At 70.2% G+C, this 25,999-nt stretch carries 18 protein-coding genes; 9 read left to right on the top strand and 9 right to left on the bottom strand.

Annotation, left to right across the window (positions count from 1 at the left end; all coding sequences use genetic code 11):
* Positions 1–474 precede the first annotated feature (474 nt).
* Complete coding sequence (locus tag CMC5_RS10870; RefSeq protein ID WP_050430340.1) at positions 475–2,370, top strand: D-arabinono-1,4-lactone oxidase; 1,896 nt, start codon at positions 475–477, stop codon at positions 2,368–2,370.
* 91 nt (positions 2,371–2,461) lie between these two features.
* Here the strand turns inward: CMC5_RS10870 and CMC5_RS10865 are convergent, their stop codons facing one another.
* On the bottom strand, positions 2,462–3,331 hold the full coding sequence (locus tag CMC5_RS10865) for a DUF3050 domain-containing protein (protein ID WP_050430339.1): 870 nt from the start codon (positions 3,329–3,331) through the stop codon (positions 2,462–2,464).
* A gap of 178 nt (positions 3,332–3,509) precedes the next feature.
* Here CMC5_RS10865 and CMC5_RS10860 point away from each other — a divergent pair, with 178 nt between their 5' ends.
* Complete coding sequence (locus CMC5_RS10860) at positions 3,510–4,538, top strand: saccharopine dehydrogenase NADP-binding domain-containing protein (RefSeq protein ID WP_050430338.1); 1,029 nt, start codon at positions 3,510–3,512, stop codon at positions 4,536–4,538.
* 43 nt (positions 4,539–4,581) lie between these two features.
* On the opposite strand, the gene CMC5_RS10855 is transcribed toward CMC5_RS10860, so the two are convergent.
* Positions 4,582–6,039 carry an FAD-binding protein gene (locus tag CMC5_RS10855; RefSeq protein WP_050430337.1) on the bottom strand — a complete coding sequence of 486 codons (1,458 nt, stop codon included), beginning with the start codon at positions 6,037–6,039 and terminating at the stop codon, positions 4,582–4,584.
* 162 nt (positions 6,040–6,201) lie between these two features.
* On the opposite strand from CMC5_RS10855, the gene CMC5_RS10850 reads away from it, so the two are divergent.
* The 3 genes from CMC5_RS10850 to CMC5_RS10840 all read left to right on the top strand — a co-directional run bounded on the left by CMC5_RS10850 (position 6,202) and on the right by CMC5_RS10840 (position 9,433).
* The gene (locus CMC5_RS10850; protein WP_156338439.1) at positions 6,202–6,816 is read left to right on the top strand and encodes a hypothetical protein; all 615 of its coding nucleotides are present in this window, start codon (positions 6,202–6,204) and stop codon (positions 6,814–6,816) included.
* Between the two features lie 174 nt (positions 6,817–6,990).
* A complete protein-coding gene (guaD, locus tag CMC5_RS10845) occupies positions 6,991–8,421 on the top strand; it encodes a guanine deaminase (protein WP_082362379.1) in 1,431 nt (476 codons plus the stop codon).
* Positions 8,422–8,488: 67 nt separating this feature from the next.
* Entirely contained in the window at positions 8,489–9,433 is a 945-nt protein-coding gene (locus tag CMC5_RS10840; protein WP_050430334.1) for a PLP-dependent cysteine synthase family protein, read from the top strand.
* Positions 9,434–9,530: 97 nt separating this feature from the next.
* Here the strand turns inward: CMC5_RS10840 and darG are convergent, their stop codons facing one another.
* From darG to CMC5_RS10825, 3 genes are read right to left on the bottom strand one after another with little or no spacing between them, the layout of a single operon-like run.
* Complete coding sequence (darG, locus tag CMC5_RS10835) at positions 9,531–10,703, bottom strand: type II toxin-antitoxin system antitoxin DNA ADP-ribosyl glycohydrolase DarG (protein ID WP_063796251.1); 1,173 nt, start codon at positions 10,701–10,703, stop codon at positions 9,531–9,533.
* Between the two features lie 9 nt (positions 10,704–10,712).
* Positions 10,713–11,339: a type II toxin-antitoxin system toxin DNA ADP-ribosyl transferase DarT gene (darT, locus tag CMC5_RS10830; protein ID WP_050430333.1), complete on the bottom strand. Its 627-nt coding sequence runs from the start codon at positions 11,337–11,339 to the stop codon at positions 10,713–10,715.
* Positions 11,340–11,396: 57 nt separating this feature from the next.
* On the bottom strand, positions 11,397–13,922 hold the full coding sequence (locus CMC5_RS10825) for a M1 family metallopeptidase (RefSeq protein ID WP_156338438.1): 2,526 nt from the start codon (positions 13,920–13,922) through the stop codon (positions 11,397–11,399).
* Between the two features lie 188 nt (positions 13,923–14,110).
* Here CMC5_RS10825 and CMC5_RS10820 point away from each other — a divergent pair, with 188 nt between their 5' ends.
* Positions 14,111–14,794 carry a DUF4336 domain-containing protein gene (locus CMC5_RS10820; RefSeq protein WP_050430331.1) on the top strand — a complete coding sequence of 228 codons (684 nt, stop codon included), beginning with the start codon at positions 14,111–14,113 and terminating at the stop codon, positions 14,792–14,794.
* Positions 14,795–15,399: 605 nt separating this feature from the next.
* Here the strand turns inward: CMC5_RS10820 and CMC5_RS10815 are convergent.
* Entirely contained in the window at positions 15,400–16,551 is a 1,152-nt protein-coding gene (locus tag CMC5_RS10815; RefSeq protein ID WP_050430330.1) for a hypothetical protein, read from the bottom strand.
* A gap of 563 nt (positions 16,552–17,114) precedes the next feature.
* On the opposite strand from CMC5_RS10815, the gene CMC5_RS10810 reads away from it, so the two are divergent.
* Positions 17,115–18,254, top strand: coding sequence for a fibrinogen-like YCDxxxxGGGW domain-containing protein (locus tag CMC5_RS10810; protein ID WP_156338437.1), 1,140 nt, complete (start codon positions 17,115–17,117; stop codon positions 18,252–18,254).
* Between the two features lie 80 nt (positions 18,255–18,334).
* On the opposite strand, the gene CMC5_RS10805 is transcribed toward CMC5_RS10810, so the two are convergent.
* Both CMC5_RS10805 and CMC5_RS10800 read right to left on the bottom strand, forming a co-directional pair.
* The gene (locus CMC5_RS10805; RefSeq protein ID WP_050430328.1) at positions 18,335–19,717 is read right to left on the bottom strand and encodes a CCA tRNA nucleotidyltransferase; all 1,383 of its coding nucleotides are present in this window, start codon (positions 19,715–19,717) and stop codon (positions 18,335–18,337) included.
* A 43-nt stretch (positions 19,718–19,760) separates the two neighbouring features.
* Entirely contained in the window at positions 19,761–21,671 is a 1,911-nt protein-coding gene (locus tag CMC5_RS10800) for a serine/threonine-protein kinase (protein WP_245678394.1), read from the bottom strand.
* Here CMC5_RS10800 and CMC5_RS10795 point away from each other — a divergent pair.
* Entirely contained in the window at positions 21,640–22,527 is an 888-nt protein-coding gene (locus CMC5_RS10795) for a hypothetical protein (protein WP_156338436.1), read from the top strand. The two genes, CMC5_RS10800 and CMC5_RS10795, sit on opposite strands and share 32 nt — an antisense overlap.
* A 103-nt stretch (positions 22,528–22,630) precedes the next feature.
* Positions 22,631–24,328, top strand: a complete 1,698-nt coding sequence (locus tag CMC5_RS10790; protein WP_050430325.1) for an ABC transporter permease — start codon at positions 22,631–22,633, stop codon at positions 24,326–24,328.
* On the opposite strand, the gene CMC5_RS10785 is transcribed toward CMC5_RS10790, so the two are convergent.
* Positions 24,325–25,626, bottom strand: a complete 1,302-nt coding sequence (locus tag CMC5_RS10785) for a PAS domain S-box protein (RefSeq protein ID WP_050430324.1) — start codon at positions 25,624–25,626, stop codon at positions 24,325–24,327. The two genes, CMC5_RS10790 and CMC5_RS10785, sit on opposite strands and share 4 nt — an antisense overlap.
* Positions 25,627–25,999 lie beyond the last annotated feature (373 nt).

Below are 25,999 nucleotides of genomic sequence, written 5' to 3'. Positions count from 1 at the left end.
GTCGTCCTGCGTCTTTCCACCTCCCGCCTTGCGTCTCTCCGAGACGCAGCCTCATCCCCTCCTGTTTCCCGCGGCTTTCGGCGCATCCCGCGTCCCTTGCGCTCATCCCTCTCCGTCGCTGCGTCTCCACGGGAAGCAGACCTCACCCCTCGCCACGCGCCGCGCATCACGCCAACCCCTGGTGGTCGGCCAAGCGACCACCCAGAGGCTGGCCACTCCCCCCGCTCGAACCCCTGCATCCCGGCGTCATCTCGGCGACACCCGACGACATTCTCGCCACATCCGCCGCTCACCCAGCGCGCGCGGACGCCGTTTCACCCTCCCGGAACGCGCGGTCCATCTCCCGGGCGGACCATCCGCCCTTCACATGGCCTTCACCCCTCCGCCCGGCACGTTCATTGCGAACGGCGACCGGCGCAGCGCCCCCCGGGGCCTACCCATCGCCACGACGGCGACGCACGAGGAGAAGACCTGGTGACCAACATCATCTCGAAAGGCTCGGACGGCTACTACCATCCCGCGACCGAGGAGCAGCTCCAGTCCCTCGTCGCCCACGCTTACGACAAGCGGATCCCCCTCCGCGTCCGTGGCTCGCAGCACTCCGTCATCCAGGCCATCTACACCACCGGCTTCGACGGACAAGGCGCCCCGCCGGCCGACACCATCACCATCATGCTGGACAAGTACCGGCAGGTGACGATCACCCCGGACGCCAACGACCCCACCCACGCCCTCGTCGAGGTCGAAGCGGGCTGCAACCTCGGCAAGAACCCCTACGACCCCACCGGCACCTCCACCTGGGAGAACAGCCTCAACTACCTCCTCCAGACCGGCGTCGACGGCAACAAATACGCCCTCAGCGACCTCGGCGGCATCAGCCACCAGACCGTCTCCGGCTTCTTCTCCACCGGCTCTTCCGGCGGCTCCACCCAGTACTCGGTCTACGACGACATCGTGCGCATCCGCTTCATCGACGGCACAGGCGAGCTCCACGACGTCTCCCGCGACGCCGAAGATCCCAGGGCGCGCGACCTCTTCTTCGCCGCCGGCATCTCCCTCGGCCTCCTCGGCGTCATCTCCAAGGTCTGGCTCCGCGCCGGCCCCGCCTACAACATCAAGGGCACCCAGACCACCACCGCCACCAGCGACGCCCCCATCGACCTCTTCGGCGATCGACCCGACCAGCCCTCGCTCGAGAGCTACCTCCAGCAGACCCAGTACACCCGCCTCATGTGGTGGCCCCAGCGGAGCTTCGAGCGCATCCAGGTCTGGCAGTGCGAGCGCCTCGAACCCGCCCCCGGCTTCGTCCCCAAGCCTTACGAAGAGCTGGGCACCACCCCGCAGATCAACGCCCTCGCCGGCTCCCTCTTCTACACCCTCATCGGCAACCTCGACGACATCGCCGCCGTCCCCCCCAAGCTCGACAACTGGTACCGCCACCTCGACGGCACCCTCAGCGGACAGAACGACAGCAACGTCTGCACCCCGCTCCCTTCGAGCCGCGACCGCCGCGCACGCTCCGTCGACGAGGTCCTCGCGTTCCTCCAGAAGGCCATCCTCCAGGGCCTGCGCGCCCACCCGGGGCTCACCCCCGGCTCCGACATCCACACCCGGGCCACCCAGCTCGCGACCGCGATCAAGGCCCCCACCCTCGCGAACGAAGACAGCCTTCCCGACTGGCTCGCTGGCCTCATCACCCTCGCCATCAAGCTCCTTCTCGACAACGCCCTTTCCACCCCCCAGGCGCAGCAGTTCGCCAGCTACTTCCAGACGGTCCTCCCTGGCATCCTCCCTGGCCTCCTCGCCATCTTCGTCCCCCTCGAACCCGTCGACGCCCCGCAGCAGTTCCAGGACACCTGGCTCTGCGGCCTCCCGATGGACAACCAGATGGACGACCAGCTCTGGCCCACCGCCTTCACCGAGCTGTGGATCCCCATCGATCGCGCCACCGAGGTCATGCAGACCCTCAAGACCTTCTACGAAGGTGGAGGCGACGCCACCGTGTCCTTCGAGCGCACCGGCACGTTCTCCTGCGAGCTGTACGCCGCCAAGAACAGCCCCTTCTGGATGAGCCCCTCCTACGGCGCCGACGTCTACCGCGTCGACGTCTTCTGGTTCGAGCTCAACGCCGCCGATCCCACGAAGACCTTCTATCCCCCGTTCTGGGAACTCCTGAAGCCCTTCACCTTCAAGCCCCACTGGGGCAAGGACCTCCCCCCCCCCTCCGCGGACTGGCTCGCTTACTACAAGCAGGGCTTCCCCATGCTCGAACGCTTCCTCCAGCTCCGTGCGCAGCTCGATCCCGCCCAGATCTTCGTCAGCGACTACTGGCGCGAGCATTTCGGCATCGAGAAACCCTCCGCCCCCTGAGCGACGCTCCCCACCTCACGCCACCTCCCGCGCGCCGCGCCGGCACCTCACAGCCGCCGCGCCGGCACCTCACAGCCGCCGCGCCGGCACCTCACAGCCGCCGCGACGGCGCCTCCCGCGCGCCGCCCTCCAGGCGCCCTCGCTTCCCTTCCGCGGAGCGAGCATCCACCGCACTCTCCACCGCATTCCACAGCGCGAGACGCTGCGCGAGCACCCGCTCCGCCACCCCCAGGCTCTCCCGCCGCGTCGCCTCGTCGCGCGCACAGATCCGCTCGAACAACCGCAGCGTCATCGGCCCGTGGCGCGACCCGTCCACCTCCACGTGCCGGTCCAGATACCAGACGAGATCCGACAGCTCTCCCGTGCGATCCCCCACGATCCCCCTCACCAGCCGCGAGAACATCGCCGGGATGATGTCCTCTCGCCCCAGCGTCAGCGCCGCGACTCGACCGTGCACCGGCCCCGCGCACACCTCCATCGTCGTCTCCACGAACGCGCGCGACGCCGCGGGCGCCCCCGCTCCCGCCAGCGACGAGGCCCAGCTCACGCCCCGCCGCAGCGCGGCCACGAAGCGCTCGATCGGCGCCACGTCCGCGCCAGCCCGACGCATCGCCGCCACGTAGACCTCGAAGTGACTTGCCAGCCGCCCACCGGGCGCCTCGTCGCATTCCTCGCCCGTCACGATCTCGTTCACCAGCCGCGCTGCCTCCGTGTCCTCGGCCGGGATCCAGGGCACCCGCGTTGGCGCGATCGCCTCCTGCACCGACTTCAACAGTGACATGAAGTCCCACACCGCCCAGACGTGGTGCTCCATGAAGATCCGCACGTCGGCGATCGACGCCATCCGTCCGAACACCGGGTGCTTCGCCACCTGCGCCGTCAACGCCGCGACCCGTTGCGCCTCCACGTCGCGCAGGAGCCCGATCGACGACGCCGGCTCCATCAACTCGGTGCTCATCATCCCCGGACTTGTAGCATCCCCTCGACCGCTGGCCCTGCCGCCCCGTGTGGTCCGCGCGACGTGACCCGTCCTCGACGCGCCGCCTCCTCGACGAGGCGCACGTCCGGTGGCATCACCTCGACGTCGACACCGCGACCGACGTCGACGTCATCCCCACCGCCCCTCTGGTACCCGACGCATGACACAGCATCTCCTGATCGTGGGTGGCTATGGCCACGTGGGCTCGCTCGTCGCCGCCGAGCTGGTGCGTCGCGGCCACGCCGTCGCGGTGGCTGGCCGGGATCGAGCCCGCGCGGAGCATACCGGGGCCGCCCTCGGCGGCGCTTCAGCCCACATCGACGTGGCACGCCCCGAAACCTGGGACGCGGCCCTCGAGGGTGCGAGCCGGGTACTGGTCTGCATCGACCAGCCCGACGAGGCGTTCGCACGGCGGGTGCTGGAGCGCGGCCTCGACTACATCGACATCACCGCGAGTGATCGCTTCTTTCGCCGCGTCGAGACGCTTGGAGACCTCGCCGAGCGGACCGGAGCGACGGCCGTCCTCTCCGTGGGCCTCGCCCCTGGACTCACGAACCTCCTCGTCCGCGAAGCGGCCGCCTCCTTCGAGCAAGCACGGGAAGCCCAGATCGCGATCCACCTCGGCCTGGGCGACACGCACGGGCGCGCCGCGATCGCGTGGATGCTCGATGAGCTCGCCCGGGCCTCCGCACGACCCCTCCGGGAGGCCCGCTTCGGCCTCGAAGCGACGACGACCCCCGCGTGCCCCTTCGACTTCGCCGACCAGCACGTCGTCCAGCGCACCCTCGGCCTGCAGAAGGCCGAGACCCTCCTCTCCATCGAGTCGGCGTTCTGGACCCGCGCCCTCGTGCGCTCTCGCTCCCTCCTGCGCCCTCAGGCCGTGCGCAACTTCGCCACCTCGGCGTTTGCAGCGATGCCTGGGCTGCGGCTCGGCTCCGACCGATGCGCCGTCGCCGTCGAGGTGCACGGCTCGTCACGACAGCACACCACGTCACGGCGCGCCGGCTTCTTCGGGCGAAACGAAGGCCTCGTCACCGCGCACGTCGCGGCGCACGTCGTCGACGCCTTGCCTCGGGTACGCCGGCCGGGCGTCCACCACATCGAACGGCTCTTCACGCTGGCGGATCTCCGCGAGACGCTCACCGCTGCCGGTGGGACGACCTGGCTCGAAGGCGAGCGCGTCGCGTGAAGCGAACGGCGCCCACCGCGCTCCGCGCACCGCGCGCCCGACGTCAGGTGAAGATCTTCTGCCCGGGCGCGAGCACGTTGAGCGGATCGAAGAGAAGCTTCGCCAGAGAGAACTGCGAGAAGAGGGGCCGGAACTGCTCTTCCCAGTCCCCGCGGCTCATGGGCACCGAGTCGATCGGGTAGCGCTTGCCGCCGATGGCGCGGGCGTCCTCGTAGAACTGCCGGTTCTGATCGATGAGCGCAGCCACGTTCTCCGGGGTCCCGGGGATGGCGTTGCGAAGGATGGAGAAGATGAACACGTTCGGCGTCGCGGGGACCCTGGCGAACGGCGCGGTCAGCCGCGCACGCTTGAAGGGGTAGAACACGATGGGCCCTTGCCCCGTGTCGTCCACGGTGATCGTGTCGAGCACCCCCTGGATGAACGACGCCGCCTGCGGACCCGGAAGGAACAGGTTCAGCCAGGGATGCGGGAGCTGCCAGACGCCCAGCTCCTTCAAGAGGGTGACCGTGGGCGCGATCCGGTTGGCGAAGTCGAAGAAGCTCTGCTCGGTGGCCTCACTCGTTCCGGGATCGAACTGCAAACCCGCCAGCTTGATCGTGTCGGCCGGCGGGTTGCCCGGATCGTGGTAACTCGCGGCTTCCAGCCGGTAGATCCAGCCACCGCTCTCGTCGGCGGAGGCGAAGCCCTCCACGTAGTCGAAGCGACCGTCGTCGATGAGCATCTCCTGATCGGCGGTGAGGGTGGCGAGGTCGGTGTACGTCGCGGTGTAGACCCGGACGCGGGGCTTCACGGAGGCCAGACGGACGCGCGCGCGGACGATGATCCCGAACTGACCGAGGCCCGCGCGCACCGCGTTCCAGAGCACCGGGTTCTGCGTGGGAGAGCAGGTGAGCAGCGCCCCGTTGCCGGTGACCACCTGGAGTTCGAGGACATTGTCGACCAGAAGGCCGTGGCGGAAGGCCTGGCCGCCGATCCCCCCCACCGCGAGCGTGCCGCCGACGCTGAGCTCGATGAAGTCGGTGAGCAGCGGCGGGCTCTTGCCGAGCGGTAACGTCTCCTCGAGCAGGTCGATCCAGCGGACCCCGGCGTCGACGAGCGCATCGCCCGCGTTGATCTCGTGGATGGTGGCGAGCATCGACATGTCGATCACCACCCCGGCCGCGACCTGCGCTTGTCCCGCCGTGCTGTGGCTCTCGCCCAGGCCGCGCGCGGCCGCGACCTTGATCCCGTGCGCCCGCGCGAAGAGGACCAGCTTCACGATGTCCCGGACCGATCCAGGCACGAGGACCGCGCTCGGCGTGCGCTGGATGATGCGCCCGAAGTCCTCGGCCGCGGCGGCCAGCACCGCCGGGTTCATCAGGAGCTGACCGTCGAGCGGTGGGATCGGGATCAGGTTCGCGCCACCAGGGACGCTGGACCAGCTCTCCTGGCCGGGATCGAAGCCGACCACTGCGGTGGCCAGCGAGCCTTGCAGGAACGTTCGACGGGCGACGGTGGTCATGGGGCTTCCTCCACGAGCGGCGAGGACAGGCCTCTCCGTCGGGAGGAGAGCGCCACGCACGAGCGATCGATCGTAGCGGATCCACGGGTTCCGTCACCGCCGAACGAGGCCGGCCGTTGTCCTCCGTCGACCCTGAGGGGGGCCCATCGTATGCTCGACCCGATGTCCTCGACGCCCCAGGGCGCCTCACCCGAGCCTGCCTCGCAGGTCAGCGCACCGGCCCTCCCCGAGGTCGAGAGGCCCCCTCGGGCCAGCGCCACACCCAGCACGGCGCCGCTCACCATCGACGAGCGTCCCCCGCGCTGGACCGACCGCGTCACCTTCCTGCTCCTCTTCGCCACCGCCGCCGTCCTCTTCTCGGCAGCCCTGCCGGCCGTCCTCCGCCTCTCCGGCATCGGCCCGCAGGTGCCCCCGGTCATGCGCGCCGAGCGCCTCCCTCTCCTCGACCGCGACACGCGGCGACGCCCCCTGCCCGCCCCCCCCCGCCGCAGCCTCTTCGCGCCCGAAGAGGACCAGGAAGAACTCGAGCCACCGAGCTGGGGTCGACCGCAGGACGCCGATCGCGACACCGACAGCCCGCTGACCATGGCGCTCGCGCGGCGGCGCTTCCGGCTCTTCGCCGACCCCAGCAGTGACGCCACCACCGTCGGCACGGCCGAAGCCGGCGACCAGCTGATGGTCATGAAGTCGGTCGGCGACTGGGTGATGGTCCTCCGCAGCAGCGCCGAGGGGGTCGTCATGGGCTGGACCCGCCGCAGCGACGTCGCCATCCGCTGACATCTCGGCCCCTTTCCCCGCCGACACCTCGACCTCTTCCCCCGCCGACGTCAGCACCGCACATCGCGGCCGTGAGGCCCCCGGACGCCGTCGACCCCGCCGCGGCTCCGGCGTATCATCCCCCGCGATGTCACCGCCTCGACCGGCCGCTCTGCCTCACCCCTCGCTGCCGGCATGATCAGGTCCGCACCTCCCGTCCTCCCCCTCGGCACGCGCGCCTACCGCGGCCGCCTGCTCACCCCGGTACAGGCCGCGTTTCCCGGGCCCGCACGCGTCGCACGCGCAGGCGCCTCGTCGCCCCCGCCGGCATCACGCCCGCCGGCATCACGCCCGCCGGCATCACGCCCGCCGGTGTCACGCCCGCCTGCGAGGCCGAGCACCCTTCCACCGCGCCCTGCCGAACGCGCGCGCCTTCGCTACATCGACGACGCCATCCTGCTCGTCGCGCCCGAAGGCCACATCGTCTCGGCGGAACCCGCAGCGCTCACCTCCTTCCGCGGCCCGATCCTCGACCTGCGCCCGGCGGTGCTCATCCCTGGCTTCGTCGACGCCCACCTCCACTTCCCGCAGACCCGCATCACCGGCAGCGCGAGCGGCCCCTTGCTCGAGTGGCTCGACCGCAGCGTCTTCCCCGAAGAAGCCCGCTTCCACGACCCCGCATACGCCGCCGCCGTCGCCGACGACTTCATCCGCCGCCTGCTCCTCGCCGGCACCACCACCTCCGTCGCCTTCTCCAGCGCGCACCCGACGGCCACCGACCAGCTCTTCGACGCCCTGCACCGCACCGGCCTCCGCGGCGTCGCCGGCCTCACCCTCATGGACCAGAACTGCCCCGAGGCGCTCCGCCTCGGCCACCGAGAGGCCGTCCCTGCCATGCGCGACCTCATCCAGAAGTGGCACGGCAAGGACGAAGGCCGCCTCCGCTTCGTCATCACCCCCCGCTTCGCCCCGAGCTGCTCACGCGCGCTCCTCGAAGCCGCCGCAGACCTCGCCGACGAGCACCAGCTCTTCATCCAGACGCACATCGCCGAGCAACCCGCGGAGGCCGAAGCCGCCCTGCGCGCTTGCCCCTGGGGCACCGACTACCTCGACATCTACGACCGCCTCGGCCTCCTCGGCCCGCGCACCCTCTTCGCGCACGCCATCCACCTGAGCGACCGCGAGTGGGATCGCATCGCCGAGGCGGGCGCCCGCGTCGCGCACTGCCCCGACTCCAACTTCTTCCTCGGCAGCGGACGCATGGCCCTCGACGAGCCTCGCCGCCGCGGCATCCCCGTCGCGCTCGGCAGCGACATCGGCGCCGGCCGCAGCTTCGACATGCGCCGCGCCATGTCCCACGCCTTCGACAACGCCCTCTGCCTGGGCAACCGCCTCTCGCCGGCCGAACTCTTCACGCTCGCCACCCTCGGCGGCGCCGAGGCCCTCGATCTCGCCGACCACATCGGCACCCTGGAAGCTGGCAAAGAGGCCGACTTCCTCGCCGTCCGCTGCCCCGATCACATCACCACCGAGGCCGAGATCCTCGCGCAGCTCGCCTTCGCCAGCGAAGAATCCCGCGTCCTGCGCGTCTACGTCCGCGGCGCTCAGGTCCACCCCATCCCCTGAGCGCCTGCGAACGCCGCGCGATTGCGGTATCCTCGGCCCACCCGAACGGGGGGAGGGAGATGTCTCGATGCAACGCCGCGCCATGAAGGCCTGGCTGGCCCGCGTCACGGCCAGCACCCCCACCGTCCCCATCGCCGACGAGGAGACCGGCTGCACCCTGTGGGTCAAGCTGGAGCACCTGCTCCCGAGCGGTTCCACCAAGGACCGTGTCGCCAGCTTCGTCCTCGGCCACGCCGTCGAGACCGGCGCCCTCCACGACGACAGCCTCGTCGTCGAGGCCTCGAGCGGCTCCACCTCCATCGCGTTCGCCAGCGCCTGCGCCATGCTCGGCGTCCGCTTCCGCGCCGTCATGCCCGGGGGCGTCAGCGACGAGCGCGTGCTCATCATCCGCCGCTACGGCGGCGAGGTCGTCCTCACGCCCGCCGAGGCCGGCGTGCTCGGCGCCATCGAGGCGACCCGCCGCATGGCCGCCGAGGATCCGCGCGTCTTCCTCCCGCGCCAGTTCGAGAACCCCTTGAACGCCCTCGCCCACCAGCGCCACACCGGGCCCGAGCTCATCGCGCAGGTCGGCACCACCATCCACGGCTTCGTCGCCGGCGTCGGCACCGGCGGCACCCTCGCTGGCATCGCCCGCGCCTTGCGCGAGGCGGGCCACCCCGTCGCCCTCGGAAGACCCCGCCCCGAGCGTGGCGTCTGCTTCGAAGGCGAGCCCGAGATCTGCGGCGGCATCCCGGGCGTCGTCGACGGCCTCTCCCGCCTCCTCGACGACCCCTTGCTCGGCCCCATCGAGGACATCCGCGTCACCGACGCCGAGGCCATCCGCGCCACCCGCGAGCTCACCGCCCGCGGCTTCGGCGTCGGCCCCTCCAGCGGCCTGAACTTCGCCGCCGCCCGCCACCTCGCCCGCCGCCTCGGCCCGGGCCACGACGTCGCCACCGTCCTCTGCGACCGCATGGAACGCTACTTCTCCACCGACCTCTTCCGCGACCTGCGCACCGCCACCAACCGCTAGCCGCACGGCGCACCGCGCACCGCCCTCCTGCGCGAGCACGCTCGCCCCCGGATCATCCCTGCTCGTCGCCCCAGCGGGTCAAGTCGCGGGGCCGTGGTCAGGAGCGCTTGGTCACGACGGCAGCCGAGGCAAACGCCACGGCAGGCGACCGCGCACGCCCAGACGAACGCGGGCGGCCATCGCGATCCCCAGCGATGGCCTTCGCTGCCCTGTTCGCCGGAGTCGCCGCCTCGAACCACCCGGCATCTCCGAGGCGCTGCCAGACGACGCGGAGATGGGCCTCGGAGAAGCGCGCGCGATGGTGCTCGCTCCACCCCTGGACCGCAGCGACGGCCTCGTCGGCATCGCGGCTTCCTTCGCGGGTCACCACCCAGTGGACCGTCGCGAGCAGCTCCAGTCCATACGGGTCGTGCAGCCCTTCGATCAGGCGCTGCACCCGCGCCACCGCGGCGGTCGCATTCACATCGCGCTCGATGATTTGCCACGCCTCCCTGGCCCCCGCCTCGTCGAGCGACAGGTTGGAACTCTGTGTCCCCTCACCAAGGCCATGGATGAAGCAACCGTCGAGACGTCGCAGCGTGTCCCTCAGCTCATGTGCATACGGACCATACCTGTGCTTCACGAAATGGAGACCGAGTGGCGGACCGCCCTCCTGGACGAAGTACGCCAGCTTCTGAAGCACGAGCTCGACGAGCTCCGGCGAAGTCCCCACGTCGATCAGGTCGAGGTACTTGTCGATGGCAGCCAGAAGCAACGCAATCTCGTGCGTCATCGCAGGCCGCATCGTGTCGCGGCGCTTCGCATCGAGGGCTGGAGGAGCCTGCGGCTCGAAGAGGATGACCCGCACATCGGGCAGCTCATCGAACGCCTTCTCGATGAGCGGCCTCACCTCCGCCCACTCCAGGCCACCATTGCCGCACCCAAGGGGCGGCATGGCGATGGACCTGATGCCGAGCCGACGCACGTCCTCGACGAGCGCCTCGAGCCCCGCGCGAATGTCCGCGATCTTCGACTTGCCCTTCCAGTGATCCTTGGTGGGAAAGTTGACGATGAACTTCGTCCGCGTGGCCCCGACTGCCGGGACGACCAGCATCCTGCCCGGGCGCAGCTCTCGGGCCGCGCAAGCGCGCGCGTAAACCGCGAAATTATCGGGGAAAGCTTGCTTGAACTGGAGCGCGATGCCCTTGCCCATCACACCGACACAGTTGACCGTGTTGACCAGAGCGTCGGCACTCGCTGCCAGCAGGTTGCCTCGTGCGCTTTCGATCATCGGTACGGCTCAATAGTACCACCCAGGCTTCACCGAGACCCTCTTTTCGACCGGCCCTCCGTGGACGATCGACGCGACCCGTCGCGCGGCCTGTGGCGTCATCGTGACGACCTCCGTGATCAGAGACCACGGAACCCTGCCGTACACCAGAAACTCCGCCATGCGTCGCGCCATCCGGCTCGGGTCTTCCTTCGTGTCAGACCACATCGTGGCGGACATCAACGGCCAGTCGATCTTGTCCAAGTGGGCGAGGTTCGCATGGTAATTCGCCAGGACGTGTACCGCGTGTCGATCGGTGAACGCGAAGGGTATCCCAGCCTCACGAATCGTGTGGGCGGTCGTGACCAGATAGACGAGTTCCTCCTGAGATCGGTTGCGGAAGGCGCCCACGTTGCCGCGCTTGATCGTGTAGAGCATGGGCGATCGGGGCGCGAAGTAGAACGGCACATAATCGTGCAACGTTCCGCCAGATGGTGTCATGACGCGCTTCGTTGCGCGTAATGCCTGGACATCAGGGAATGAGATGTTGGTGAACGTCGCTTCGCGGGCATGGAGGAGCTTCGAGCATTCCAGCCCACGCGCGACAATCCCGACGAGGTTGTCGGTACAAGTGAAATGGTAAATGTGCCGATCCATGACCCACTGGCCACCATCCCCCTCGATGGCCAGCAGGGCAAGCTCAGGCGCCTCCCGCTACCCGCACCGCCCCGGATCGTCCAGCAGCGCCCGCACCCCTTGCGCGAGCCGCGCTCCCGCCAGGCTCTCGACGAACGCCTTCCACCCCGCCTCGTCCGCCGACAGCAGCCCGTGCGCCGCGCACACCGCCTGCGTGTGCACCTTCCTCGCCGTCGCCGAGCCCAGCACATCGCGCAGCCCCCCGAGCAGCGCCGCGTCGTCCTCCTTCGACGCGCCGCGCACGTACGGCACCGCGCGGAGGGCGTGCCGGAGCACCTCGCTCGCCTCGCTCACCAGGAGCGACGCGACCACCGACCGGTAGACCGCGCGCTCCCCCACCTCCCCCTCGGCGAGCCGCGCCGCGTAGTTCGCGAGCTGCGCCGACGCCATCGCCCGCACCCGCACCGAGTACCCCTCCAGCGCCACCGCGCCCCACGCGGCCAGCGCATCGTCCAGCGGCAGCGCGAACTTCGAGAGGAACGCCAGCTCCATCACCGACACCTCCCCGGCGCCGAGCCCTCGCTCCAGCGCGGACCACTCTGCCGCGAACAGCGTTCGCGAAGGCGCCAGCCCATCACACGCCGCGAAGCTCGACACGTAATCCAGCCCCATCGTGTGCCGCTGCCCCGTCAGCGCCGCGCGCAGCGTGTCCCCCCACGCCGCTTGCAGCGCCGGGTCCACCTCCACACTCGCGCTTCCGCACGCTGCCTCGATCGACGCTGCCCGCGCGCTCTCCGCGTGCAGCGACGCCTTGAAACCATCGAACCCGTCCGGCAGCACCGGCGGCAGCCCGACCACGCGCATCGCGGCGACCTGGTGCACCCCGGGCAGCGCGAGAAACTCCGCCGTCCGCCCGGGCGAGGCGGGCATCAGCAGCGCCACCAGCGCCTCGAAGTAGAGCAGGTAGCTCTCGTCATCGGCCAGGAACCCCAGGACGCTCGGGTGAACGTCGCCCGGATCGACGACCAGAAAATCCCCCGGACTGTGGCGCCGCAGCGTGACCGGTACGCCGGGCGCGAGCACTTCCAGCTCCGCCGACCCGTCCTCCCGGTGCCACGACAGCTCGATCGGCGCGATCAGCACCGCCTCCGGATCCCGCAGCGTGCAGACCAGCCCGCCCCCCTCCGCCTCGCGCAGCTCGAGGGTCGGCAGTGCCCGCGCGTCCACGGCCCGCCGCATCCGCGCCGCGGCCTCGTCCCCGAGCGGCAGACCGAACGCCGCGAAGACATCCTCCGTGCTCACCACCCCGTGCCGCTTCTCCTCCAGGATCTGCCGCAGCGTCGCCCAGAACGCGCCCTCGCCCAGCACCTCGCGCACCTGCGCGAACACCCACGCCGCGCGCGCGTAGGGCCCTGACGTGTACTTGTCCTGAGGCGCAAGCGACACATCGCGAACCGCGTCCCCCGACGCCACGTACAGGGTGTCGCCGAACAGCGTCCCCGACGCGCTCAGGTCCTCGTGGAAGCGCAGCGCCTCCACGCTGAGCAGCGTCGCGAGCCCCTCCTTGATCCACAGATCGTCCCAGCTCGCGATCGTCACCAGATCCCCGAACCACTGGTGCCCCAGCTCGTGTGACGCCAGCGTCACGTCGAGCAGCAACGAAGGCTGCCCTGACGCCACCTCCCCGACGAACGACACGCTCGCGTGCTCCACACCGCCGCTGTAGTCCGGCAGCATCACCAGCGCGTACTTCTCGTACGGGTACGGCACCCCCAGCAGCGACTCGAACAGCGCGATCTGCCGCCGCGTCTCTTCGAGCACGCCCAGGTGATCCCCGGGGACGTCGGCGCGGTGCCATACCGAGACGGGGAGCGCCCCGTGCATCGTCGTCTCCACCTCGAACTCGCTGATCGCGAACGCCATCAGGTACGTCGGCAGCGACTCCTCCGTCACGTACTGCATCCGGCGCCCGCCCTCCCCTTCGGGCTCGTCCATGGTCAGCGCGCCGTTGGCGATCATCCGCTCCGACGCCGCCATGTGCATCGTCACCGCGAACAGCGCCCTGTCACCGGGCTGGTTGTGGCAAGGCATCCAGCTCGACGCGCCCAGCGGCTCCGAGAGCGTGTAGAGAGCGCGCTTGCCGATCGGATCACCCCGACGTGGCGGCACACCGCTGAGCGATCCCCCCGATGCCGCCTCATACGCGATCTCCAGCGCGAGCGGCGCCCCACCGCCCCCTGGGCGCCCCGCCGGAAGCTCCACGACGAGCTCCCCCTCGTCCTCGTCGACGGTGAACGAGAGCGCCTCCCCCTCGGCATCGAGGACCGACTTCACCTCGGCCACCATGCTGTCCAGCGCGATCCGCGTCGCCTCGGGCTCGAGCGACACGAGCGAGATCCCCACCGTCGCCACGAGGCGCCCTCGCTCCCAGTCGAACTCCCCACGCAGGTTGTAGGACACCACGTCGTACGCCCGGCTCACCGCGAGGCCGGGAGGCCCCTCCAGCGTCTCCTCCCCTCCACACCCCACGAGCCCACCGCACGCGATCCCGATCGACACCTTCAGGACGCGCAGCAACGAAGGAACCCCAGCGCGCTTGCTCATGTCCACCCCCCCACGTCACGCGTCACCGGCGCTCCGGCATCGACGGCGCAACGTTCCCCCGCCCGAAGCCTACCACGCGCACACCGCACTTCCCGGTCACGCCATCGAAAGGCGCGAAGCCGCCCCGGGCACGACGTACACACGGCAACGGGCTTGACCGCTCACGTCACGGGCGCTCCCATCCCCGCATGGCTCAGCTCACTCCCTTCGGACCCGGCCTCTGGCTCCTCGCTGCCCCGCTCAAGATGCTGGGCTTGCAGCTCGGCACCCGCATGACCGTGATCCGCCTCGATGACGGCAGCGTCGTCCTTCACTCGCCCGTGGTCATCGACGACACGCTCGCGAAGGAGATCGAGGCCATCGGCCCCGTGCGCCACATCATCGCGCCGAACACCTTCCACCACCTGTACGTCGGCTCCGCACGCGACCACTGGCCCGAGGCGCGCGTCTACGGACCGGAAGCGCTGAAGAAGAAGCGCCCCGACCTCCGCCTGGACACCTACCTGAACGAGAACGCCGATCTCCCGTTCGCCAGCGAGCTCCAGCCCGTCACGATCGACGGCACCCTCTTCCACGAGACGGTGCTCGTCCACAAGGCGACGAAGACGCTGGTGAGCTCGGACCTGCTCGAGAACTTCCCCGACTGCGATCACCTGCTGACGCGCATCTACCTCAAGGTCAACGGCGTCTACGGCAAGCCAGGCTGGAGCCGCATCCTCCGCCTCGCCTACCGTGATCACAAGGCGGCCCGCGCGAGCATGAACCGCCTCCTCGCGCTGGACTTCGATCGCGTGATCCTCGCCCACGGGGTGCCCGTCGAGCGAGACGCCCACGACGTGATCGAAGCGTCGTACAAGTTCCTCGACAGCTGACCCGTCGACGGGCTGCACGAGCGTGCAAAGCAGCAGCCCGCCATCGCGCGAGGGAGCCGAAGCGCCGAGTTCCTGCTCCCAATTCCAACGTGAACGGCATTTCACCTCCATGCACGCGACGTGCCTGTGTAGTTCCCACAGCCCACCCGCGCCTTCCTTCGGCCCACCCGCGCCTTCCTTCGGCGCTCCCGTGCACTTCCTTCGAGCCACCCGCACACTTCCTTCGGCGCTCCCGCGCACTTCCTTCGGCGCTCCCGCACACTTCCTTCGGCGCTCCCGCACACTTCCTTCGGCGCTCCCGCACACTTCCTTCGGCGCTCCCGCACACTTCCTTCGAGCGACCCGCACACTTCCTTCGGCCCACCCGCGCCTTCCTTCGGCCCACCCGCGCCTTCTTTCAGCGCCCCGTGCACTTCCTTCGGCGCCCCCGTGCACTTCCTTCGGCGCCCCCGCGCACCACCTTCGAATCACCCGCGCGCGCCTCTCAGGCGCCCGAACGCCGCCTCACGCCGGCCGGAGAACGCCTCCACGGAGGCCACGCCGCGCTCTCGAAGCGCCCGCGACCGCCTTGCCTCGTGACGGAGCCGAGGGCTGCGCCGCTCGGCTCAGTTCGACGTCGACCAGGCAGCCACCAGCTCGGGCAGCGCGATCACCGACATCTGCGCGAGGTGCATGGCGTGGTGGGGTTCACGGCTGCCGTCGTAGCCACGCACCACCAGCCCACCGACGCGCGCCTGGGTCAGCGGGTCCAGCGGCTTGATCTGGTGCGCTGGCAGGATGCCCCGCAGCGAAGCGAGCGCCGGCAGCCGCGGGGCGTCAGCGAGGGACGTGCGGCGGACACGCAGCACGCCGAGCAAGGCGTCGATCGTCTCGTGCGTCCCTGCGTAGTCGCCGACGGGCTGGATCTCGGAGTGGGTCATCACCAGCAAGCGCTCCCCCGCCTTCGCACGCTCGGCGTACGCCTGGAGGGCGGCGAGGCGCTCCACGGCGGGCGCGCGATGGTCGTCGTAACCGCAGTGCAGGCCATCGAGCAGGAGCACCGCGTTCACCTGCTCCGCCAGCGTGGGATCGGCGAGGGCGCGGAGCACCGCGCCGTACCCTGCACTCCACGCTGAAAGCGCCAGCCGATGGAGCCGCGCGCCCTGAAGACCACGAGCGACGAGCGCTTGCTGCACTTCGCCCAGCAGCTTGGTCAAGACGGCAGGGTGGTAGAAGCGGGACTCGTAAACGCCGGAGCCGAAGCCGTCGACGTTGAGCACCAGCACTGCGGCGTTCAGGCCGCTCGCGACGTAGCTCTCCTCGACGAGGCCGGTGTTGCCGTGGAAATGCACGGCGAGGTCGTAGGCGCCGTCCGCCGAGGCGAACGCGGGTGGCAAGCTCAGGAAGCCGCCGCCGAGGAAGTCGCGCCCTTCACGCCGGAGCTGAGCGTCGGCACGTGGTGCGGCCGGTGGAGCGCTCACCACCGCGATGGCCTGGGAGGGCGAAGAGGGCAGCGCGCGACGCGCGAGCTTCGCCATGGCGTCGGGGAGGAGCGAGGTGATCTGGGCAGGCCTCGTCGAGGCCTCGGCCCCCGCGCTCGGCAAGGAGCCGTTGGTGAGGGACGCAGCCAGCGGGGGGACGGGAGCGGCCACCTTCGTCACCAGCAGGAGCACGCCGAGGGCTGCGAGCACGGCCAGCGCGGCGAGCTGGAGAGAGTTCGCCGCGGCGCGCTTCGAGGGCCCGCGCAGCGGGTCGGAAGGCAGCGTGCGCCAGTCCACGTGCGGAAACTAGCATGTGCTTTGCGTTGGGCTCCAACGAACAACGCACGAAGCGACGCGCTAAAGCGTCATGGTCGCTCGTGAGGTCGGGTCGTGGCGTGACGGGTGCTGCCTCGAACGGCGCGATGTGCTGCGTGCACCGGTCGATGCGCCCCGAGCGATGTGGGGCGGCTTTCTCGATCCGCACGTCGGTGAGCGCCCTGGGCGACCGGCCCACGCGGAACGAGGAAGCGGTGGGGAACGAGGAAGCGGCGCGGAGCGAGAAACCTCAGGGAACGAAGCAGGCGCGGAGAAGCGGCGACGCGGGGCGAGCAGCGTCGAAGCACGGCTGGCGCGACGAAGCCGCTGCGGCCTGCGGAGGACGGGGGGCGCTCGCGTCACGAGCCGCCATCGCGGACCGCGAAGCGAGGGTGACGGTGGTCTCCGGGGGTCCAGGGGCCTCCGGGGCCGAGCTGGGTGGGCGCTGGGGCTGGAAAGGCCGAGGGGCGGGTCGATCGCGCGCCGATCGTGTGCCGTCACGGAGGCAGCCGTCGCCCGAGGTGGTACCATGGCTGGAACCGGCCATGGCACCCCCTACCTTGCGCTCCTTGCTCCTCGCTGGCTTCGTGACGTCGCTCCTCGCTGTCGCAGCGCAAGGGTGTGGCGACGGGGCCGTGACCTCCGCGGTTCCCTGTGAAGGTGGGCTCACACGGTGCGGGGACGGCTGTGTCGACCCCCAGGGCAACCCGGATCACTGCGGGGCGTGCGGGGTCGCGTGTGACGACGGGGAGGCCTGCATCGCGGGGGCGTGCGCGGCGAGCGTGTGCACGCCCGGCGAGGCGCAGCTCTGTTACACGGGGCCCGAAGGGACCCAGGGCGTGGGGGCGTGCAAGGGCGGCGCGCAAGCGTGCGATGCGAGCGGCGCGAGCTACGGCGCCTGCGTGGGCGAGGTGACGCCCATCGAGGAGAACTGCGACACGCCCGAGGACGACGACTGCGATGGGCAGGTGAACGAGGACTGCGCATACCGGCGGTGTACGGACCTGCCGGCGGGCACACCGAGCGGCGTGTTCTTGCTCGATCCGGACGGGAGCGGCCCGGTGGAGCCCTTCGCCGCCTACTGCGAGATGGAGCTGGAGGGCGGGGGCTGGACGCTGGTCGCGAGCGTCGCCGACCGGAGCTACTTCAGCGATACGTCCTGCTACCTGGCGTGCGGGAACGCGAACCAGGTCGGCGCGTGCAACGAGGAGCGGTTCAAGGCGGCCGACACGGCCGGTGACGTGGAGAGCTTCACGTTCGCCGATCACAAGTCGGATGCCTACGCGGTGGTGCCGTTCCGGGAGTTCCTGTTCGTCGACTCGGAGGGACAGTACGCCTCGTACCTGATCTCGAGCGCGGTGCAGTCGAACGTGAGCGCGTGGTACCCGGCGGGCATGAAGAACTGGGTGCCGCTCCAGGTGGAAGAGCACTCGACCTATTCGTACCCGGTCGCCGCGACGAACATCCCGCTGGAGGCGAACAACTGCGGGACGCTGCGGCTGTCGTTCAACGTGGAGGACTCGGACACGCCGATGGGCGCGGGCTGCCACGAGATCAAGAAGGGGCCGGTGTGGCCGAAGTTCGAGAACGACGGCTGCTACTGGGACGAGGCCGGGATCTCGTGGGTTCACGACTCGTTCTACAAGGACAACAACTCGACGTACCGGCTCTGGCTCGTGCGCTGAGCCGCGCCGCATCCGGGGCGATCGCGCACGCCAGACGGTAGCTCGGCGACAGACGCGTGCCTGCCGCTGGCTGGAGGGGCTCAGGAAGCGGCTGGCTCGGCGAGTCGCTGACGGGCTGCGTCGAGGAGGCGATCGGGGGTGTTCGCCTCGGGGTCGTCGGTGACCACCTCGACGAGGTGGTCGAGGAGCTGCCCGACGATGGGGCCCGGTTTGATGCCCAGGGCCTTCATCAAGGCGCCGCCGTTCAGCGCGAGGTCGCGGGTCGACATGGCGGCCCCCGCCTTCATGACGGCCTCGGCGCGCGCGCGGAGACGCTCGATGGAGGCGAGGCTCTCGGTCGCATCGAGACCCTTGCCGAGGGCGTCGGCCGTGCCGATCTCGTAGAGCTCGGGCGCGAGGCCAGGGGTCACGCGGCGCAGCCAGCGGCGCACGGCGGCATCGCTCCAGTCGTCGGAGTAACAGATGAGGTGGTGCCGCACGAGCGCGACGATGCGGGCGCGCTGCTCGTTCGAGAAGCGAAGGCGGGTGAGGAAGGGCTCGACCATCTCGGCGCCGACGCGCTCGTGGTCATAGAAGGTGTAGTCCTGCGTCTTGTCCGAGAAGGCGCGCGTCCGGGGCTTGCCCACGTCGTGGAGAAGGGCGGCCATGCGCAGGATGGGCTCGGCGCGGCAGGCGTCGAGGCAGGCCATGGCGTGACCCCAGACGTCGTAGGCGTGGTAGCGGTTCTGCGCGCAGCCGACGGACTCGATGAGCTCGGGGCTGGTGATTGCGAGAATGCCGGTGCGCCGCATGGCCTCGAAGGCGACGCTCGGGCGAGGCGCGTTCATGGCCTTGAGCCACTCCTCGCGGACCCGCTCCTGGCTGACGCGGCGGAAGGTGTCGAGGGAGCGGGCGGTGCCCATGGCGCGCTCGGTCTCGGGGTCGATGACGCACTCCAGAGTGGCCGAGAACCGGGCGCCGCGGAGGACGCGGAGGCCGTCTTCGGCGAAGCGCTCGTCGGGCTTGCCGACGGCGCGGAGGGTGCGGGCTTCGAGATCGCCGCGGCCGCCGAAGGGGTCGATGAGGTGGCCGTCGACGGGGTCGATGGCGATGGCGTTGAAGGTGAAGTCGCGGCGCGCGAGGTCGGCGGTGATGTCGTCCACGAACTCGACGGTGTCGGGCCGGCGGCCGTCGCTGTAGGCGCCTTCGCCGCGGAGGGTGGTGACCTCGTAGTGGACGCCCTTGATGACCACGGTGACGGTGCCGTGCTGGATGCCCGTCGGGATGACCTTGCGGAAGTACCGCGCGGTCTCCTCGGGTCTGGCGTCCGTGGCGACGTCCCAGTCCTTCGCGGGCTTGCCCCGGAGGAGGTCACGGACGCAGCCACCGACGATCCAGCCGCGCTTGCCTTGCTCGCGCAGGCGGCGGCAGATGCCGAGCACGTCAGGGGGGACGAGGTCGATCAGGTGCGCGATGTCCGACACACGCCCGGCGTAGCACGGTTGGGCGTCAGCGGGTGCCGGGGCGTCAGCGCGGCTTCGGCGGTGCCCAGGGGTCCCGGAGGGAAGGGTCGATGCTGGGAGGGCTGGACCCGCGGCTGCTCGCCGGCTTGGCGGCTTCCTTGGTGAGCTTCACGGTGCGCTTGGTCTCGACGCCGTCGAGCTGGATCATCTGGGAGACGTAGCCTTCGGCGCGGACCTCCACGGTGATGGGCTTGCCCTCCTGGACCTCGATGCGCGTGGGGAGCTGGTACGCGACCCCCGCGACGTAGGCGACCGCCGACTTCGGGGTGGCGTTGAGGGCGACGGTGACCCGCGTGACGGGGGAGATCTGCACGCTGTCACTGGTCGGGCTCGGCTCGATCGTGGGCTGTGGCTCGGGCGCCGAGGGAAGCGTGGCGACGGTGGTCTTCTCGGGCGGCGGAGCGGCCGGGAGATCGGCGCCACCCGCGGCCTGGGTGCCGCCGAGGGAGGCAGCGACTGCCGCACCGACGCCGAGCACGGCGGCGACGGCCGCAATCCAGGCCCAGCGCGGGAAGCGGTTCGGGGCGGCGACGGAGGGCGGAGGTGCGTCGGTCGGCGGCGCGGTCTTGGGCTTGAAGTAGTCCTGCGGGACGTTGAAGCCGCCCGAACGGGCCATCATCTCGGGGACGGCCTTGGGTACGCTGCCGGCGCGCGCGGCCTCGATGTCCTCGCGCAGCTCGGCCATGCTCTGGTAGCGCGACTCGGGCTTCTTCGAGAGGCACTTGAGGATGATCGCCTCGAGCGAAGGGGGGCAGGTCTGCCCGGGGCCCGAAAGCAGCGCGCGCGGCGCGACCGGCGCCTTGTACATGTGCTGCGTGAGGATCCCCATGAAGTTGTCGGCGGTGAACGGGAGCTGGCGGCTCGCGAGCTCGTAGAGCATCACGCCCATCGAGTAGATGTCGGTCCGCTGATCGATGGGGGCGCCGGCAGCCTGCTCGGGCGACATGTAGTGCGGCGTTCCGAACACCGCGCCCGCGCGCGTGAGGCGGCTCTCGGCGTCGGTCGTCACCTTGGCGATGCCGAAGTCGAGGATCTTGACGAACTGCGGGTCCTTGCCGCGAGGGACGATGTAGACGTTGTCGGGCTTGAGATCGCGGTGGACGATGCCGCCGCTGTGCGCCGCGGCGAGGCCGTCCGCCATCTGCAGGCCGACCTTGTAGATCAGGTCGATCTCGATCTCGCCGGTGCCGTCGATGATCTGCGAGAGGCTCAGGCCTTCGAGGTACTCCATGACGAAGTACTTGGAGCCGTCCGGGAGATCGCCAAAGTCGGAGACGTCGACGATGTGCGGGTTGCCGACGCTCGACGCGGCGCGCGCCTCCTGGACGAAGCGCTCGAAGATCTCTTCGTCGCGCGCCAGCTCGGCGCGGAGGACCTTCACGGCGACCTTCTTGTCGATGACCTTGTGGCGCGCGAGGTAGACGAAGCCCATCCCACCTTCGCCGAGCAGGCGCTCGATCTTGTAGCGGTGGTCGAAGGTCGTGCCGATGTACGGGTCGCGCGCGCCAGGCTGGCGCTGGTCGTCGAGCTCCGCGGGCGGCGGGATCTCGATCGAGGGCTCCGGCTCGGGCGGCGGGCCCATGATCGTCACGGCGTCGGCGCGGTTGCCGAGGTGGTACTCGTCCGACTCGCTCTCCACGCCCGGTCGCGGGATGCCCGGGCTGCTCGCCATCGGGGCGCGCGGCGCGCCGGGATCGCTGCCGGGGCGAGGGATGCCCGGGCTGCTGCCCATCGCGGCGCGCGGGACGCCGGGATGACTCCCGGTCGGTGGACGCGGGATGCCCGGGTTGCTGCCCATCGCGGCGCGGGCGCCGGGATCACTGCCGAGGGGCGAGCGCACGCCCGGGTAGCTCGCCATCGCGGCGCGCGGCGCAGGCGGTGACTTGCCTGGCGCAGGCGGCGGTGCTCCAGGCACGGGCGGCGGGACGCCGAGCGCTGGCGACGCCTTGCCCAGCGCCGGCGGCTTCCCCGCAGCGGAGATTCTCTGGGGCGGGGGAGGTGGCGGCGGGATGGGGCCGGGCTTGCCAGCTGCCGAAGCGGGCTTCTCCACGAGCGCCGCGGACTGGCTCGCAGAGCCCAGAGGAGCCGACTGGCTCGCTGCGGCCGACGGTTTCCCGGCGGGGGGCGCGGGCTTCGCCACGAACGGCGCCGACTGGCTCGCTGCGGCCGATGGTTTTCCAGCAGCGGGCGCGAGCGGCGCCGACTGGCTCGCAGAGGCGAGTGGCGCCGACTGGCTCGCTGCGGCCGATGGTTTCCCGGCGGGGGGCGCAGGCTTCGCCACGAACGGTGCCGACTGGCTCGCTGCGGCCGATGGTTTTCCAGCAGCGGGCGCGAGCGGCGCCGACTGGCTCGCTGCAGCCGACGGCTTCCCGGCGGCGGGCGCGGGCTTCGCCACGAATGGTGCCGACTGGCTCGCTGCGGCCGATGGTTTCCCGGCGGCTGGCGCGAGTGGCGCCGACTGGCTCGCAGAGGCCGAGGATTTCGCGGGTGTGGCCTTGCCCGCTGGAGGCGGCGGTGGCGGCGCAGGCTTGCCTGCTGCCGGGGGCGGCTTGCCCGCGGAAGAGGCACGTGCCGCCGAGCGAAGCGGCGGCGGAGGCTCGGGCTTCGAGGCGACTCGGGGAGGCGTCGGCGAGGCCGCCCCGGCGGTGTCCGGAGCCGCGGCGGGCTTGCGGGCGGGGGGATGCTCGTTCTCGGGGGCGCTCATCGCTTCCGTCGTTCCACGGGTCATGGGCGCTCGCAGCAGCCCCTCAGCACTGAGGTCTGGATGCTAGCAGGCGTGACGGCGCGCGAGAAGCGGCGGCTCGTCAGCTCGGAAGATGCGCTCTGCGTGCGTGCTCCACGGCGGCCGCTCTGCTAGGGAGGCGACCAACGACGATGAGCTACCCCCTAGAAGTCGCGCTGCGCTACATGGGCTCCAGGAAGCGCGCCTTCATCTCCATCAGTACCGTCTTCGCCATTCTGGGCGTGTCGCTGGGCGTCGCGGCGCTCGCGACGGTGATGAGCGTGACCGGTGGCTTCCAGGCGGAGTTCCGGGACAAGGTGCTGGGCGTCAACGCGCACGTCCTCGTGCTCAAGTATTCGACGGACTTCCGGGAGTACCGCTCGATCATGGAGCAGGTAGAGAAGGTCCCGGGTGTGGTGGGCGTCGCGCCTTTCAGCATCAACCCGATGATGCTGACGCACGGCGACGCGACGGCGACCGGCGTCCTGCTGAAGGGCGTGGAGCCGAGTACGAGCCTCGGTGTGGGTGCAGGTCCGAATGGGCCAGTGGCGGTGCTCGACCTCCCCCGGTACATCCTGCCGGGCGGCGATCTGTCGGCGCTGCGGCTGCCTGGGGCGAAGCCGCCGGAGCGCGCTGCGCCCGCGCTGCCGCCGGTGCCCACGCTCGACGAGGCACCGCCGGGGGGCGCCCCACCGATCCCCCTGCCGGGGACGACGGCTCCGGACGCCCCTGGCAAGTCGGGCCGCCTCGCCAACCCGCTGCTCGACCCCACGGACGAGCACGGTCGGGATCTGGGCCTTTTGCACGCCATGGAGCAGCGCATCCGCGAGGACGAGCGCAAGGCGGCGGCGGCGCCGAGCCAGCCGGACGAGGCGCCCGCGGCGGAGGCGGCCGAGGACGACGAGGCAGCCGAAGAGAGGTTCGCCGCAGGTCCAGTGGGCAACGTGGAGCCCGAGGGCGGGTACAAGAGCGTCCTGCCGGAGGACGACGCGATCCCGGCGGAGGTCGACCCTGATCTCTGCGCGAATCCGGAGTCCGTCGCGAAGATGCCCGGCATCGTGATCGGCTCGTCGCTGGCGAAGAACCTCGATCTCGACATTGGCAAGTGTGTGATGGTCACCTCGCCGACCATCGGGTTCTCGTTCACCGCGGATGGCGCGATCAAGCCGGCCATCGCCAAGCACTTCCGGGTGATCGCCATCTTCGAGGCCGGCTTCGATCAGTACGACTCCAAGCTGGTCTACACCGACCTGTACGAGGCGCAGGCCTTCTACGGGCAGGGAGACACGGTGACCGGCGTCGAGATGCGGGTGGACGACATCGACGCGGCGCCCGCGATCGCGAAGGAGGTCGCGCGGACGCTGGGCAGCGGGCTGTACCACACGATGGACTGGGAGGAGCTGAACCGAGGGCTCTTCGCTGCGCTGCGCATCCAGCAGATCGGGATGAGCGCCGTGCTCGCGCTCATCATCGTGGTCGCGGCGTTCACCGTGGTCGCCACGCTGATCATGGTGGTGCTCGACAAGAAAAAGGAGATCGCCGTCCTGAAGGCGATGGGTGCGACCAACTCGGCGATCCTGCGGATCTTCGTCTACCAGGGCGGCATCATCGGCTTCGCAGGGACGACCTTCGGCTTGCTGCTCGGGTTCGCGGTGTGCAAGGGACTCCTGGTCTATGGCTTCCCGCTGGATCCGAAGGTGTACTTCATCTCCCACCTGCCGGTGCAGGTGCGCTGGACCGAGTTCCTGATCACCGGCGGCACGGCCATCGCGATCTGCCTGCTCGCCACCATCATCCCGAGCACCTACGCCGCCCGCTTGAGCCCTGCCGAGGGCTTCCGCGACCGCTAGCCAGCTCGCCGCGCAGGGCGCTTGTCGAGCGCATAGGCGATGCCCTGCGCCAGCGTCCCCTGCGTGATCACGTCGGTGAGATCCGCGCCCAGCTCGACCAGCGCCTGCGCCACGCTGGGGCGGATCCCGGTGAGCAAGACCTCGGCGCCGAGGAGCTTGGCGCTCCGGGCGGCCTTGAGGAGGGCGTCGGTCACTTCCGTTCCAGCCTGCGGGACGCCTGTGACGTCCAGGATGGCGATCCTGGCCTGCTGCGTGGCGATGCCATCGAGAAGCGTCTCGATCGCCTGAGAGGCGCGCTCTCTCGTCATCTCCCCGACGAGGGGCATCACCACGACACCGCGGGCGATGGGGATCAGCGGTGTGGAGACGGTGCGCAGCGTCTCCTGGTGGATCTGGAGCATCTCTTCCTGGAGCTGTCGGGTCTTCTCTTCGGCGGCCACGCGCGCGGTGATGTCGATGGCGGTGGCGCAGACGCCCATGGGGCCGAACGTGGTGTCGTGGAGGGGGAACGTCGTGTAGAGCAGGGTGTGTTCCCCGTCCTGGAGCGTCACGCGGTGCTCGACGGTGGAGGATTTTCCGGAAGCAAGGCATGCGGCGTCCGTCTCGAGGAGCATGTCCGCGAGTTCGGGGCCGACCACGTCGAGCACCGTCGTTCCGAGTAGCTCGTCCGGCGTCCGGTCCACGATCTCCTCGATCTGGTCGTTCGCGAAGATGTGGCGCCCTTCGAGGTCGCGCACGACCAGGGGGAACGGGGCGCTCAGGAGGACGGCCTCCATCAGCGCAGCCTTCCGGCGCTGCGCCTCCTCGGCTTCCTTCTGCTCGGTGATGTCGAAGGTGATCGCCGCAGCGAGTTTCACGCCGGAGTCGTCCGGGATGGGCGCCAGGGTCGATTCGATCCAGAAACGTCGCCCGGAGGTAGGGTTCTGGAGCAGGGTCGGGGCGAGCCGCACGACCTCGCCAGCGAGCGCTCGCCCCAGCGCGTCGAGGTAGCCGCTCTCGGCGAGCGACTTCCTGTCGAAGACGTTCATCTTGCCCACGACCTGATCCCGAGAGACGCCGAAGCGACGGCAGTTCACGTCGTTGAAGGCGACGACCACGCCGTCGGCGCGGTAGATGGCGAAGGGCACGGGCAGGGCGTTGAAGATGGTCTCGTAGGAGACGCCCTCCACCTTGTGGGACGCCGGCCCCTCGGAGCCGGGGTCCCCACGGAGCTGGTGCTCCAGCTCCTCGATCCGCGCCCGGAGCCTCTCGTTCTCCGCTTCGAGCGCCTGAATTTTCTCCTGTTCGATACTCAGCACCGGACTTCCTCTCGTGGCGTGTCGCATGCCAGCGCGCGGAGCCATGGCGCGAGCACACGGCCAGCACGAATCGGGAGCCCACGGAGGCCTCGAAGGCTGTTCCTCCATGGAGCCGTCCCTTTATAGGGACGCGGAGGATCGAGGGTAGGCGTGCCGGTGACCTGGACAGAGCGATCCCTGCGAGTTCCAGGTGGGAGGCGAGGCCGCTCGGGTGACGCAGCGCCCCCAAAGGTTGGAGCGGGCGGGCACGAGTGCCCTGGTGGTGCGGCGTCGATGCGGACTTCTGCCCACATTTTCAGGCCCCCATCAGGGAAGAATTCCCTGCCGTAAGGGGGCGGCGCAGGGCCAAGCAGGGAAATCTGCCCGACAGGCA

The organism is Chondromyces crocatus, assembly GCF_001189295.1.
Taxonomy (GTDB): Bacteria; Myxococcota_A; Polyangia; order Polyangiales; family Polyangiaceae; genus Chondromyces; species Chondromyces crocatus.
This window is presented reverse-complemented; position numbering and strand designations above follow the sequence as displayed.